Origin of the sequence: Achromobacter sp. Root565, from assembly GCF_001427425.1 — a bacterium.
Taxonomy (GTDB): Bacteria; Pseudomonadota; Gammaproteobacteria; order Burkholderiales; family Burkholderiaceae_B; genus Achromobacter; species Achromobacter spanius_D.
In genome coordinates this window covers 1,601,756-1,615,431 of sequence record NZ_LMGO01000001.1, presented here as the reverse complement: position 1 = coordinate 1,615,431, position 13,676 = coordinate 1,601,756, and the positions used below count along the sequence as shown (strand labels likewise).

Annotated in this window: 14 protein-coding genes; 7 read left to right on the top strand and 7 right to left on the bottom strand. The window is 63.8% G+C overall.

The features are described from left to right. Window positions 1–23: 23 nt before the first annotated feature. Window positions 24–932, bottom strand: coding sequence for a LysR family transcriptional regulator (locus tag ASD71_RS07190; RefSeq protein ID WP_056561500.1), 909 nt, complete (start codon window positions 930–932; stop codon window positions 24–26). A 190-nt stretch (window positions 933–1,122) separates the two neighbouring features. Between ASD71_RS07190 and argC the strand changes: the two genes are divergently transcribed. Further along, window positions 1,123–2,049 carry an N-acetyl-gamma-glutamyl-phosphate reductase gene (gene argC / locus ASD71_RS07185; RefSeq protein ID WP_056561498.1) on the top strand — a complete coding sequence of 309 codons (927 nt, stop codon included), beginning with the start codon at window positions 1,123–1,125 and terminating at the stop codon, window positions 2,047–2,049. A gap of 109 nt (window positions 2,050–2,158) precedes the next feature. Here argC and ASD71_RS07180 read toward each other — a convergent pair whose 3' ends face one another. The 4 genes from ASD71_RS07180 to ASD71_RS07165 all read right to left on the bottom strand — a co-directional run bounded on the left by ASD71_RS07180 (window position 2,159) and on the right by ASD71_RS07165 (window position 5,962). Then, a complete protein-coding gene (locus tag ASD71_RS07180; RefSeq protein ID WP_056561496.1) occupies window positions 2,159–3,148 on the bottom strand; it encodes a tripartite tricarboxylate transporter substrate binding protein in 990 nt (329 codons plus the stop codon). Between the two features lie 73 nt (window positions 3,149–3,221). Further along, window positions 3,222–4,268: a hydroxyacid dehydrogenase gene (locus ASD71_RS07175; protein ID WP_369818962.1), complete on the bottom strand. Its 1,047-nt coding sequence runs from the start codon at window positions 4,266–4,268 to the stop codon at window positions 3,222–3,224. Next, window positions 4,262–4,930, bottom strand: a complete 669-nt coding sequence (locus ASD71_RS07170; protein WP_056561493.1) for an RraA family protein — start codon at window positions 4,928–4,930, stop codon at window positions 4,262–4,264. The genes ASD71_RS07175 and ASD71_RS07170 overlap by 7 nt, the downstream gene beginning before the upstream one ends. A 132-nt stretch (window positions 4,931–5,062) precedes the next feature. Next, window positions 5,063–5,962 (bottom strand): LysR family transcriptional regulator, encoded by a 900-nt coding sequence (locus tag ASD71_RS07165; protein WP_056561492.1) that lies wholly within the window; start codon window positions 5,960–5,962, stop codon window positions 5,063–5,065. A 157-nt stretch (window positions 5,963–6,119) separates the two neighbouring features. Here ASD71_RS07165 and ASD71_RS07160 point away from each other — a divergent pair, with 157 nt between their 5' ends. The 3 genes from ASD71_RS07160 (at window position 6,120) to ASD71_RS07150 (ending at window position 8,929) form a co-directional block, all read left to right on the top strand. After that, window positions 6,120–7,307, top strand: coding sequence for an alpha-hydroxy acid oxidase (locus ASD71_RS07160; RefSeq protein WP_056561491.1), 1,188 nt, complete (start codon window positions 6,120–6,122; stop codon window positions 7,305–7,307). Between the two features lie 127 nt (window positions 7,308–7,434). Then, on the top strand, window positions 7,435–8,241 hold the full coding sequence (locus ASD71_RS07155) for a hypothetical protein (RefSeq protein WP_235512035.1): 807 nt from the start codon (window positions 7,435–7,437) through the stop codon (window positions 8,239–8,241). A 1-nt stretch (window position 8,242) separates the two neighbouring features. After that, complete coding sequence (locus tag ASD71_RS07150; protein ID WP_056561489.1) at window positions 8,243–8,929, top strand: hypothetical protein; 687 nt, start codon at window positions 8,243–8,245, stop codon at window positions 8,927–8,929. Here ASD71_RS07150 and ASD71_RS07145 read toward each other — a convergent pair. Together ASD71_RS07145 and ASD71_RS27570 are read right to left on the bottom strand one after the other, a co-directional pair. Continuing rightward, the gene (locus ASD71_RS07145) at window positions 8,922–10,364 is read right to left on the bottom strand and encodes a DUF1254 domain-containing protein (RefSeq protein WP_056561486.1); all 1,443 of its coding nucleotides are present in this window, start codon (window positions 10,362–10,364) and stop codon (window positions 8,922–8,924) included. The genes ASD71_RS07150 and ASD71_RS07145 overlap by 8 nt on opposite strands. A gap of 355 nt (window positions 10,365–10,719) precedes the next feature. After that, the gene (locus tag ASD71_RS27570; protein WP_082578817.1) at window positions 10,720–11,004 is read right to left on the bottom strand and encodes a hypothetical protein; all 285 of its coding nucleotides are present in this window, start codon (window positions 11,002–11,004) and stop codon (window positions 10,720–10,722) included. A 266-nt stretch (window positions 11,005–11,270) separates the two neighbouring features. Between ASD71_RS27570 and ASD71_RS07140 the strand changes: the two genes are divergently transcribed. The 3 genes from ASD71_RS07140 (at window position 11,271) to ASD71_RS07130 (ending at window position 13,630) form a co-directional block, all read left to right on the top strand. After that, on the top strand, window positions 11,271–12,062 hold the full coding sequence (locus tag ASD71_RS07140; RefSeq protein ID WP_056561484.1) for an amino acid ABC transporter substrate-binding protein: 792 nt from the start codon (window positions 11,271–11,273) through the stop codon (window positions 12,060–12,062). 130 nt (window positions 12,063–12,192) lie between these two features. Further along, a complete protein-coding gene (locus ASD71_RS07135; protein WP_056561483.1) occupies window positions 12,193–12,846 on the top strand; it encodes an amino acid ABC transporter permease in 654 nt (217 codons plus the stop codon). Window positions 12,847–12,877: 31 nt separating this feature from the next. After that, window positions 12,878–13,630, top strand: a complete 753-nt coding sequence (locus tag ASD71_RS07130; RefSeq protein ID WP_056561481.1) for an amino acid ABC transporter ATP-binding protein — start codon at window positions 12,878–12,880, stop codon at window positions 13,628–13,630. Window positions 13,631–13,676: the final 46 nt, after the last annotated feature.

The following is a 13,676-nucleotide window of genomic DNA, read 5'->3' as shown; positions in this document are numbered from 1 at the left end:
GGCAGGATCAGACGCCAGTTTGACTAGGCCGCCGCAAAGCTTTTACCGCCCGATGCGCGCAGCGCCCACAACACGTCCAGCACGTGCTGCGTGGCCGCTTCCACTTGCCCCGCGCGATGCGCGATGCCCAGCGGACGCCACAGCGCGGGCCTCACGGGCCGCATGATGACGCGGGGGTCGGGTTGCGGCGCGGTGGCCTCATGCGGCAGCAGTGTCGCGCCATAACCCGCGGCCACCAAGCTCTTGATGGCGTCGTTGTAGTTCAATTGAATGCGCGCGCGAGGATTGAGTCCGGCGGCCGCGAACCATTCTCCGGTCAGGCGCGACAGCCGCGTGCTGGCGTCGTTCAGAATCAGCGGCCTTTCGGCCAGCCACGCGGGGGTGAGGCGCGCCGGCGCTTTCCATGCCGCGGGCAGAAAGGCCATCACCGGGTCGCGGCGCCACGGACGCAGAACCAGACCGTCAAGGGGAGGCTGGGGCAGCGCCACAAGTCCCACGTCCAGCGAGCCATCGGCCAGCCGCCGCAGGGTTTCCTGGGACGTCAGTACCGCCACCTGCACGTCAATGCCGGGGTGGTCGCGTCCCAGCGTTTCCAGCGCCTGCGGCAGCAGGTGGGCGATGGCCCCGGTGGACGCGCCAAGCCGCACGCGTCCCGCCAACCCCTGCACCTGCCGCTGCACGTCGTCCAGCGCCTGGTCCGCCTCCGCGAGCAAGCGGCGCGCACGTTCCAGCAATGTTTCTCCGATGGCCGTGGGCCGGACCTGACCGCGTTTGCGCGTAAGAAGCGGTGCGCCGACGCGGATTTCGAGGTCCGACACGTGCAGGCTGACCGTGGGGGGCGCCAGATGCAAGGCGCGCGCGGCGTCGGCGAACGACCCGAGGTCGGCAATGGCGACCAGGGTGCGAAGACGGTCCAGGCTGATTTCGCGCATGAGAGTTTCCGGTTGGATATCAGTTGCGGATGTGGTGTTCCAAAGCGCCCGCGCCGAAAACGCGTCGGAATCATTCAGAAAACCTGAATCAACCGATCATGATATTCGACTTTTCTTATCTCGCCGTCAGATCGAAGATAAGGTCCATTCCTGAACGAATCAGGCAACGCCGAACCACCCGGACAGCATCATGACCCAACCTCTTGTTTTCATCGACGGCGACCAGGGCACGACCGGTCTGCAGATCCATGAACGGCTCAACGGCCGCAGCGGCCTGCGGCTGCTGACGCTGCCCGAGTCCGACCGCAAGAACCCGCAGCGCCGCGCTGACGCGATCAATTCCAGCGACATCGCGATCCTTTGTCTGCCCGACGAACCCGCGCGCCAGGCGGCCGCGTCCGTCGTCAATCCCAAGGTGCGCATCATCGACGCCAGCTCCGCGCACCGTACGGATGCCGGCTGGGTGTACGGTTTTCCGGAAATGAGCGCCGGCCAGGCCGATCGCATTGCCCACGCGCTGCGGGTCAGCAACCCCGGCTGCTATCCCACCGGCGCCATCGCGCTGCTGCGTCCGCTGGTCCAGGCCGGACTCGTGCCCGCCGACTATCCCGCGGTCATCAACGCGGTGTCCGGTTACTCGGGCGGCGGCCGCGCCAGCGTGGACGCGTACGAAAGCGCCGACGGCCCGCGCGGTCCCGCGTTCCAGGTCTACGGCCTTGGGCTGGCGCACAAGCACACGCCCGAAATCGAAGGGCACGCCGGCCTCACGCAGCGTCCGGTATTCGTGCCGTCATACGGCGCATTCCGCCAGGGCATTGTCCTGACCATCCCGCTGCACCTGCGCCTGCTGCCAGCCGGCGTGGATGCCGAGCAGTTGCACGCGTGCCTGCAACAGCACTACGCCGGCGCGGCGCATGTGCAGGTCGTGCCGCGCGATGACGCCGCCTCGAATCTGGATCCCGAGGCGCTGAACGGCACCAACGATCTTCGGTTGGGAGTCTACGGCAATGTGCAACACGGCCAGGTGCTGCTGACGGCGGTGTTCGACAACCTGGGCAAGGGCGCCTCGGGCGCGGCGGTTCAGAATCTGGATTTGATGCTGGCGGCGATGCGCTGATGCCGGACGGCGCGGCGGCGGGATATCGGGCGCCGCGCCATTGATCTGATGCGAACAGGCCGCCAATCGCGGCAGCCGTGTCAAGGCCGCTTGGCCTTGACACGCGGTATCACTTGTCCAGCCAGGGCGCTTCTTTCCAGAGCTGCTGGAACTGCGTTTCGCCCGCCTTCAGTTCCTTGGCGTATTCCGCGGGCGGCAAGTAACGCAGCGGCGCGAACATTTCGCGGGCCTTGGCCTGGAATTCCGGGTCGTCGACCGTGCGCTTGACCGCGGTAACGAGCTTCGTGCGCACGTCGTCCGGTAACCCCTTGGGTGCGGCCAGTCCGCGCAGCGAAGCCAATTCGAAATCGAATCCCTGTTCTTTGAACGTCGGTACGTCCGGCAGCGCGGTCGAGCGCGTGTTGCCCATCTGCCCCAGGAAGCGCAGCGGCGTGCCGCCTTTCTGGTACTGAAGCGCCTCGCCCACGTTGATGGCGCCGATGGTGATCTCGCCGCTTGCCAGCGCGCCGCGCACTTCACCGGCGCCCTTGTACGGGATGTGGCTTAGCTTCGTGCCCGACGCGCGCTCGAACCGAAGCATGGCCAGGTGGTCGTCCGAACCCGTGCCCGTGGTGCCGACGGTGACCTTGCCCGGATTCTTCTTTGCGAAGGCGGACAGGTCCGCAAGGTTCTTGATCGGGTTGTCGTTCAGGACCGTGAAGGCGCCGGGGTCATCGATCAGATTGCCCAGCAGGTCAAAGCTCTGCCAGGTGAAGGCGGTCTTGCGCTCGATGGGAATCGTCAACAGGTTGGGCGTGTTGATGAAGCCGATGGTGTAGCCGTCCGGCTGCGCCCGCGCCAGTTCCGCGAAGCCGATCGCGCCGCCCGCACCGGGCCGGTTCAGCACGACGATGCGTGCGTCGCCGCCCAGGTGCTTTTGCAGGTAGGGCGCCATCATCCGCGCGACCAGATCGGTGCCGCCGCCCGGGCCGTATGACACGATCAGGTTGATCGGACGGTCCGGATATCCGGCAGCCTGCACGGCGCCGGAGAACAATGCGGCGCCTGCAAGCAGGGTGGCCAGGGTGCGCAGCGTGCGGCGTTTGTTTTGTTGTTGCATGGTTGTCTCCCTCAGGGGTTCTGACGGTCACCGCGCCGGCCCTTGTGCCTGGGCCGGCGCGTCTGCCGCGTTGTTATGTCAGCGTGGCGATACGTTTGGCGGCCAGGGGCCAGACCTCCGGATTCACAAGTTGCGGCGGCCGCTCGCCACGCAGCATCGCGGCAAGCTGCGTCGCCGATGAACGGGCGACACTGCGGCGCGCCTCGTGCGTGACGCCTGCGGTGTGGAAGGTGGCGACCACGTTGTCCAACGCGAGCAGCGGGGCCGAACGATCGGGCGGTTCCTGTTCCCAGACGTCGAGCCCCGCGCCCCGCAGATGCCCGCTAAGCAGTGCGTCGTGCAATGCGCTCTCGTCGTGAATGCCTCCGCGCGCCGTCGAAATGAACACCGCGCCCGGCTTCATTGCCGCAAAGGCCTTGGCGTCGAACAATCCTCGCGTGGACGCGTCGAGCGGGCAATGCAGCGACACGATGTCCGATTCCGACAGCAACTCGTCCAGCCCAACGGGTTCGGCGCCGCGGCTGCGGATGGTCGCGGCGTCCAGCAGCGGATCGTGGGCAATGACACGCAAGCCGAAGCCTTGCGCGATGCGCGCGACGCAGGTGCCGATTTTGCCGATGCCCACCAGGCCGATGACGCCGCCGTGGATTTCGTGGCCCATCAGATCTTCGCGGGAGAATCCGCTGGCATGGCGCAGGCGGTTGTGCGATTCGACAACCCGGCGTTGCACGGCCAGCAACAGGGCGTACGTGTGCTCAGCCACGGACTCCGCGTTGCCGCCGGCCTGATTCACGACCGCGATGCCGGCCGCCGTGCAAGCCGCCACGTCAATCGTGTCGTAGCCGGCACCGCCCGATGACACACACACGAGGTCGGGGCACTGTGCGATCAATGCCGCGTTGACAAACCATTGGCGCGGCAGCTCGTCCTTCGCCGCGGACACGTGGTAGGCGTGGGCCGATCTCAAGCCGGCGAGCGTGCGCCCGTCGTCGCCTTTTGCCGGCAGCACCGACAAAGCGATGCCTGGCGTGGCGCCAATGATTTCGTCGAATACCGGATTGAGCCACAGGTCCAGACGGCACAGGCGGGCGGGGCCCCGTGGCGTGGCAGCGCTCACAATACGCCCCGCGTCTTGAGGACCGCGTCGACCCAGCTGCGGTCCAGCGTGCCCCGCTCGATATCCTTCAAGACCTGCGCCTCGGATTCGGCAATGGCGCGTACCCGTGCCGCAATCGCTGGCGCCTCGTCCGGGCGGATCGACAGCAATCCGTCGGCGTCGCCCACCAGCAGGTCGCCTGGCAGCACGACCATGCCGTCCACGGTCACCGGCACGTTGATGGCGCCGGGGCCGTCCTTGTACGGACCACGGTGCGCGACACCGCGGGCATAGACGGGAAAATCTCCCTCGCCGATGGTTTCGCTGTCGCGGATGGCGCCGTCGATCACGAAGCCGCCCAAGCCGCGCTTGGCAGCCCAGCCCACCATGATTTCTCCGATGATGGCGTTGCTCATGTCGCCGCCCGCGTCAACAACGATCACATCGCCGGGCTGTGCGGTATCAATGGCCTTGTGAACCATCAGGTTGTCGCCGGGCCGGGTGCGCACGGTGAAGGCACGTCCCAGGATCCGCCGGGTCCGGTGCATCGGCCGCAGGGACGACGTGCCAGTGCTGCGGCTCATCGCGTCGCTGATGTTTGCCACCGCCAGGTCTTGATAGGCCGCAAGCGTCTCGCGGCTGGGACCGGGTGGGCAGTCATGCAAGGTGAATCCAAAATCCGGCATGTCGCCTCGTCTCCAGAGTGATTGTTTGAGGCGACTCTACGCCCGCAAATTCAGGAGATAAAGCGAATAATTTGACGATGGATATAACGCTTTTCAGAAACTGTCCTGTGGTGCGGACAATGTTTCTCGCTGTCAGATCATGCCGGCGGGCGCGTGGAAATCCAGGCACGCCTCGGCATGCACGCGCAGGGTCTCAAGCATCGGCCGGGTATCGTCCCGGCGCCACTGGAACGTGTAGGTGAGCGGGCGCAAAGGCGGGAACGCCGGCAGGGCCTGCAAGTGGCCTCGTTCGATCAGGATGCGAGCCCAGGCCGAGGGCAGGAAGCCCAGCCCCAGGCCTTGCTGCAGCATGGCCGCGATCCCGCCCCAACCATTGCAGCACTGGTTGCGGCCGGGCGATACCCGCTGTTCGGTCAGCCAGTCATCGAGAATGCGGATTGCGCCCGAGCTTTGCGGGAGCGTGATCAGGGTGAGGCTCGGCAGGTCGGCCGGCGTGATCTGGGCGGGGTTAGGCACGGCGCCCGGCGCAGCGACCCATTCGAATTGCGCACTGCCGATGATGCGCGATGCAATGGACGGACGGGACGAGGGGCCGGCGATCACAGCGAAGTCGAGTTCGCCTTCCTCCAAGCCGCGCTCGACCAGTTCCCCGACGCCGACGAACGGCTCGACTAGCAGGTTGGGGTGGTCCAGCTGGATGACTTCGATGAGCCTGGCCATCCAGGTCAGTGACGTCAGCTCGCCCGCGCCAAACCGGCATCGGCCCGAATAGCTCAGGTTGTTGCTGGCCTGCTGCATGAACTGGTCGGCGTTGCGTAGCAGGTCCTTGGCGTGCGGCACCAGTTGTTCGCCCAAGGCTGTCAATGTCGCGCTGCGCGCGCTGCGGCTGAACAACTCAGCCCCGATGGACGATTCCAGTTCGCCAATACGCTTGGACAGCGATGAAACCGAAATATTGAGGCGATTCGCGGCGATGGCAAAATTCTTGCACGTGGCGGCCCAGTAGAAGGCCTCGAGTTGCTTGAGCGTCATGGGGGCAGTCGCCTGGATCCGTATCGAGAGTGAATAAAAGTGTATGGAAGACTATCGATAAAGTCACTTTATTCAAACGACAGGGCCGCCTATAGTCCCCGCCGATACCGACAACAAGAGACGGCCGCTCGCCGGGTGGCCGCCGGAGGAGCCCGACATGTCCGATCCCCTGCGCCGCATGCTCAGCCTGCACGACTTTGAAGCCGCGGCCAAATCGCTTCTGCCCGCGCCCATTTACGCGTACGTGTCGGGCGCCGTGGAGGACGGCCAATCGGAACGCGCCAATCGCGACGCGTTTGCTGAATTCGCCTTTCGGCCGAAGGTACTGGTGGACGTGTCCGCTCGCACCACGCGGTGCACGGTGCTCGGCCGCGATTATGCGGCCCCCGTGGGCGTGGCTCCCATGGGTATTTCGGCAATCTCGAGCTACCGCGGCGATGTCGTCCTGGCGCGCGCGGCAGCCGAGGCCGGGGTGCCCTGCATCATGAGCGGCTCGTCGCTCATCCGCCTGGAGACCGTGATGGAGGCGGCGCCGGACACCTGGTTTCAGGCGTACCTTCCCGGCGACGATGCGCAGATCGCCGCGCTCATCGACCGTGTGGCGGCCGCCGGCGTCAACACGCTGGTCCTGACGGTCGACACGCCCGTCGCCGCCAACCGCGAGAACAATGTGCGGGCCGGCTTTTCCACACCGCTGCGGCCGAGCGTTGGCCTGGCGTGGCAAGGGCTGACACATCCGCGCTGGCTGTTCGGCACTTTCCTGCGCACGCTGGCACGCCACGGCATGCCGCACTTCGAGAACAACTACGCCACGCGCGGCGCGCCCATCATGTCGTCCAGTGTGCTGCGGGACTTCTCCGATCGAGGCCACCTGAATTGGCAGCATGTGTCGGCCATTCGCCGTCGCTGGAAAGGGCTCATGGTGCTGAAGGGGATTCTTCATCCGGACGATGCGCGCGCCGCCCGCACGTTGGGCATGGACGCGATCATCGTCTCCAACCACGGCGGGCGCCAACTGGACGGCAGTGTGTCGCCCCTGCACGCCTTGCCTGCCATCATGGATGCCGCGGGCCCGATGGAAGTGATGCTGGATAGCGGCGTGCGGAGAGGCACGGACGTATTGAAGGCGATGGCGCTGGGCGCGCGCTGCGTATTCGTCGGCCGTCCGTTCAACTACGCCGCGACGGTCGCGGGCCAACGCGGCGTGGCGCACGCAATCGCTCTGATCACCGAAGAAGTTCGGCGCAACATGGGACTGTTGGGGGTGGTTGATTTAAAGGAGTTGAGCGCGGGATTTCTGCAGCGCGCGGGCGGCGATCTGCGGCGGATAGTGCATTTGACCTAGAATGCCGGCACCACTTTCATGCGGCGCCGCCGCCGATGCCGTTTTGCTGCCTCCTACGAAAACTGTTCCGCCGGGTCCGCGCATTGCGCGGGTATGCACGACTTTCGCACTAGGGCTGTCGCTATTCATGGTGCTGCCGACGCTGACCCACGCGCAGGCGGAGCCAGCAAGCGTCATGGCGTCCTCGGCGAACGCCGTCCAGCCGCTGGGCGGCGACTTTGAATTGGAAGGCGATCCGGGTTCGACCCTTCACCAGCTCAAATTCCGCGGCAAGCCATACCGGCCTCTGAACGCGTACAAGTTCGCGCACGTCAGGGCGCTGGGTCCGACCCAGGGCGGCCAGCCGATCCTTTTGGCGGTCTCGAACGATTTCATGGGCGTGGGCACCATCCTGATCGCGGTGCAGAACGACACGCCGCTCGCGCGGGTGTTGAGTCCCTCCGTCGATGTGCGCGACCCGGACATGGGTCTGGCGCAGCCCGGACGTCAGGACTTGCTGCTGTTCACCGCCGGTTCGCGGGCCCTGGTGACGTCGACGGGAAAGGTCCTGTGGTTTGAACACCTGCAGCCCAAGGAGCGCCAGCAGTCGACCCCGCTGCTGGTGTCGGTGTCGCCAGACAATCGCCACGGCGCCGTGCTGCTCGACAACGAGATCCGCCTGAGCTTGGCGGACGAGGGTCCCTACGCCAGCGTCCCGTTCACCCGGGCAATGCAGCGCGATGCCTTCAAATCAGCGTGGGATCAAAGCGCCGCGCGTGCGCGCAAGGCGCTCGACGAAGGCAAACACATCGACCAGCGGCGGCTCTACGGCAACCTGAAGGCGGAATGGATCAACCGGCATTTCCGATGGCAGGAAGGGCAGGGCAACTGGCAATTTATCGGGCAGGGGTTAAAGCCCGTTGCGCTGCCGGTTCAACCGAGAAAGGAGCAATGAAATGACGCCGATTTCCGCGGTGAGTGGGTTGCGGTGGCTGACGCTCCTGTGCACGGCGGCCCTTGCCGGCTGCGCAAGCAACGCCGACGTATATGAAAAACATATCCGCACCGAAGATGCCAATCCGGCGGAGGTGGTGTTGACGCTGGATGTGGCGTTTGCAAGGGCGCCGGACTACGAGCCTCGGACGCTGGAGTACGGGTCGACGGTGAAGCGGGTGGAGTATTCCGGCTATCCCAGTATCGACGTTCCGTTCTATCAGAAGGGTGTGGGCTTCGACTTGGGCGTGGTAGGTGACCCGCGCACGCTGCTGGCCTTGCCGTACCCCTCGCCTACGACACGCACGACGTCTGCGCAACTGAAAATCTTTGGTGAGCGCCTGGATGCTACGCATTACCGGTTCGTGGTTTTGCCTAGGGCAGGGTGGAGCAGTTTGAATAGCTTCCAGGTGTCGTTTGCGGTCAATGGGCGGCGCGAAGGGATGACGTTTGCTTACAGCACGAAGAAGGTGTGCGAGAGCCGGTTTGATGTGACGACGCCGACGTATGGGTTTGGGATGTCGGTTGCGGCTGGGTTTCGAGAAGGAAAGGCAGGATGCCTGAAGGCGTGTGATGCGCGGCCTGGGTTTCCGGGGCAGTGCGCCTTTTTCTCTGGCATTGACGCACTGTCTTCTCCGGAACCTAGATGACGCGTTGCACCCCAGGCGGCTGCCACGTCCCTTCCCCGGCTGGCAGGACCGAGGGTGGATTGACCTTTGGCCAGTACAGCCGCATTACCAGGTAGACCGGCCCATCGGGAGCGGGGAGCCAGTTGGCTTGCCTGTCGCCGCCCGGCGTCTTGTGCTGGATGTAGAGTGTCAATGACCCGTCCGCGTCAACCTTCATCGCAGGCAGCATGGGCGAGTTGATTAGGTAGCGGTCGATCGGGTTCCTGACCAGTAGCTGCGACTTGCCGTCGTACATAGTCAGCGACCAGAACGAATTAACCGGCGGCAACGCGCCGGCCGGAAACGTGAGGGTGTAATTGTGCTTGCTGCAGTCCAGCGTCTGACCATTTGCGTCTACGCGGGTGAACGGGTAAGTCGCCTCGTCCGGGTCATTTCCATAAATGCCTGCCTGAGCCGCGACGGCGCGTTTGAGCCAGTCGCCGTTGTAGTGCTCGCTGTTGCCCGGCAGTCCGCTTAGCCGCCAGCCATTGATCGCCTTTCCGGTGCTGGCGACGGCTTCGTCCACTTTGCGCTGGCCTTCTTTCATGCCAAGACCGATCTCCAGTTTTTGGTCCAGCGGCAAATCGCTGAAGTTGAAGGTCTTGCCTGCCCCCACGCCGATGCGTGCGAGTTCCGCGCGGACTGCAAGCTCGTTGGCTTGTGGAGGCGCGAACTGCAGCGCAAAGTCCAGAAATTCGAAGAAGTTGGTCTTCGCCAACTCTTTGTTGATCATGGGAAAGCTGATAGCTGTTGCGGCCGGTGGCGACGCCTGGTTCAGGTACGCCGAAAGCATTCGCACCTGGTAACCAGCCTGGACCGCCTTCACGCCGTCGAGATCGTCTGGACCAAAAAGTTGGGTGCGGTAGCCAGCGAGCGAAAACTGTGTGCTGGACCGAAACATCCGCTTGATGCCTGCCGGGACGGCACCTTTCCAGTCTGGTCCGACCACCATGTAGTCGCCCGCCTCGTTTCCGGTGGTGCGAGTGCCGATATAGCCGTAGTTGTAGGTATTGCCGTCGCAGAGCATGACCGAGTAATAGCGCTTCGGGTCGATCGCCGGCACGGAAAGCACCACCGGCTCTGCCCGCAAGTCCATCCACACGAAGGAATACGGCGTGTCGCTATTGGGCGTGACAATCGCCGTGTCTTTGTAGGTGAATACGTTGGGTTCGTTCTTGATATGGTTGAAAGGCGCCTTGAATTGCCCCGAGCCGCGATCCACCGCGTACTCATGCATGACGGCGTAGTTCATCACGATAGGCAGGCCGTAAATGAACCCCGCCTCCGCGATGTCCTTCGCCCCGAAGAACCCAGGGCGATCCGCGCTTGCCTGTGCCCGTGCCCGGCCCGGACCAAGCGTCGCGCCAGTGAGCGCTACAAGTGCACTGGAGCCTAGAAACTCTCGTCTTGTGGTCATTGAGCGCCTCACCTGTCAGAGCGAGCTTTCCGACGCCCGCACGAAAAGTACTGGTCATGGAAACGACACTCTATCGGAATCGCCAACAGGACGATATGAGTAGAAAACACCCGGTAAAGCGTTCCGGATAAGGTTTCTGATTTCGAGGGGGGGGTATGGCAAAGCGCGGCCGGTCGCACGTAATGCGACGTCCTCAGGAAGGTCCGTGAGTCGACGTCTGGAGAAGTTCTTTTGGCTAGCAATGATGCATAACACAGCAGGGTGTCGCCATAGGCAGGCATCTAAAGCGCGTCGTCGACCTCGATGTCCAGCGACAAATATTGCCCGTCGGCGTTCGGTGACACCTGTATGCCTTTTATCGCAGCGGGCCTTGCCGACCGCGCAAAAAGCCTGCCACGTTCTGTTTCAGCATAGATGCGTCATACGTCGATGCGCTGAGCGCTGCTTGCAGGATCGTTCGTCTTATATCGGTGGGAAAGAGGCTCCAAGAGCTTATGACGGCGGCTCCAAGGCAAGCAATTACTCGTCTTTCCGCCTCATCAAGCACGCCCGGATCCAAAACCTCCGTTGAAATGGGCAACTGAACGCCGCCTTCGTTGAGCCATCGTTCGATATCCGAATCGTTAAGGTCATGTTTCATCGTATTCCGTCCCTGACTTGGCATCGCCCGTGAGCTTGACTATACGTTCTTTCATCACAGCGTTGTTTTAATGCAAAGTCGACGGTCCCCGGCATTTGGGGCGCTGGCACCCGAATACGCCACGTAGCCGCCAGTCCCCAGTAGCTGGACAGCTTGGGAACGCAACCCCGCCAGCAAATCCCCCCAACAACGCTAAAATACCGCCTCGCGGCTTAATACCCGCCTTTCCGGCTTTCTTCAAACCTGCGCCTCGCGCCCTCACAACGATGAAAAAACTGACTGCTGTACTTCTTGTGTCCGCAACCGCTTTGCTCACGGCCTGCGGTCCCAGCGACAACGCGCCCGCCGCTGGCGCCCAAGCGCCGGCCACGCCGAAGAAGGTCGTCGTTGGCCTGGACGACAATTTCCCGCCCATGGGATTCCGCGACGCCAGCAACCAGATCGTTGGCTTCGACATCGACATGGCCAAGGAGGCCAGCAAGCGTCTGGGCATCGAAGTGGAGTTCAAGCCGATCGACTGGAGCGCCAAGGAAGCCGAATTGAACGGCAAGCGCGTCGACGTGCTGTGGAACGGTCTGACCATTACCGAAGAGCGCAAGAAGAACATCAGCTTCACCGCGCCCTACATGGCCAACCACCAGATCATCATCGTGGGCAATACGTCGCCGGTGAAGGTCAAGAATGACCTGGCTGGCAAGGTTATCGGCGCGCAGGACGGCAGCAGTGCCACCGACGCGATAGCCAAGGACCCGGTTGCCGCGCAGATCAAGGAAGTTAAGAAGTTCGGCGACAACGTTACCGCGCTGATGGATCTGGCCGCTGGTCGTCTGGACGCCATCGTCGTGGACGAAGTCGTGGGCCGTTACCTGATCAGCAAGCGTGCGGGCGAGTACCGTGTGCTGGAAGAGAACTTCGGTACGGAAGACTACGGCGTGGGCGTGCGCAAGGACGACACCGAGTTGCTGGCCAAGCTGGACAAGACGCTGGATTCGATGAAACAGGACGGCACCGCCGGCCGTATCGCCACCCAGTGGTTCGGCGCCAACATCATCAAGTAAGCGCAAAGGCGCCCGCGGCCTAGCCGGCCGGGGCGCCTTTGCCGTTGCAGTTCGCAGCCCGCCGCAGTGCCGCAAGGCCAGGCGGGCTTGCCCATGATTCTCTCTTGCCCTCGCGGCGCGAACCCACTGCATGGACTACGTACTCTCCCTTCTGGGGCCCTTGGCGCAAGGCGCGAAAGTGACCTTGACGCTGTTTTTCATCACGCTGGCGCTGGCCGTGCCGCTGGGGCTGGTGTTGGCCCTGGCGCGCATCTCGAAGTGGCCGCTGCTGAGCCGCGCGGTCAATGGCTATATCTGGCTGATGCGCGGCACGCCGTTGATGCTTCAGATGCTGTTCATCTACTTCGCGTTGCCGTTCGTGCCGGTGATCGGCATCCGGTTACCGGATTTTCCGGCCGCAGTGGTGGCGTTTGCGCTGAATTACGCGGCGTATTTCGCTGAGATCTTCCGGGCGGGCATCCAGTCGGTGGATCGGGGCCAGTACGAAGGCAGCAAGGTGCTGGGCATGACGTACCTGCAGACGCTGCGCCGCATCGTGCTGCCGCAGATGGTGCAGCGCGTGTTGCCGCCCATGAGCAATGAGACCATCACGCTGGTCAAGGACACCTCGCTGATTTACGTGCTGGCGCTCAACGACATCCTGCGCACCGCGCGGGGAATCGTGCAGCGCGATTTCACGACCACGCCGTTCCTCGTCGCCGCCGCCTTCTACCTGTTGATGACGCTGCTCCTGACGTGGTTCTTCCAGCACATGGAAAAGCGCTATGCAAAATATGACCAGTAATTCTCCGGCCGGACTCGGCGCGCGTCCGGTGATGATCGAAGCCCGCCACATCGTCAAATCGTTCGGCGCGAATCGCGTGCTGGACGATGTGTCGCTGACGCTCGAGCAGGGCGAGGTGGTCGCGGTGATCGGCCCGTCGGGCTCGGGCAAGAGCACGTTCCTGCGCTGCCTGAATCATCTTGAGACCATCGACGAAGGCAGCATCGAGATCGAAGGCGAGACCATGGCTGCCGCCGTGCCGGGTGGTCGCAGCCAGTACGCCAGCGACGGGGACGTGCGCCGCATCTGCCGCAAAATGGGCATGGTGTTTCAGTCGTTCAACCTGTTCCCGCACATGACGGTCCTGCAGAACATCATCGAGGCGCCGATTACCGTGAAGGGCATGTCGCGCGCCGAGATCGTGCCGAAGGCCGAAGAGCTGCTCCGCAAGGTGGGCCTGTCGAACAAGCGCGACAACTATCCGACGCGCCTGTCTGGTGGCCAGAAGCAGCGCGTGGCCATTGCCCGCGCGCTGGCGATGGAGCCGGACATCATGCTGTTCGACGAGCCGACGTCGGCGCTGGACCCGGAGCTGACGGGCGAAGTGCTGCGCACCATGAAGCAGCTGGCCGACGAGCGCATGACGATGCTGGTCGTGACACATGAAATGGGGTTTGCGCGCGAAGTGGCGCACCGGGTCATTTTCATGGACGATGGCCGCATCGTTGAAGAAGCGCCGTCGGCCGAGTTTTTTGCCGCGCCCCAGCATGCGCGCAGCCGCGAGTTCCTGGCGCATATGCTCTGATCCGAGCCGCCACACGCACTGCAAAGCCCGCCTCGCCGCGGGCTTT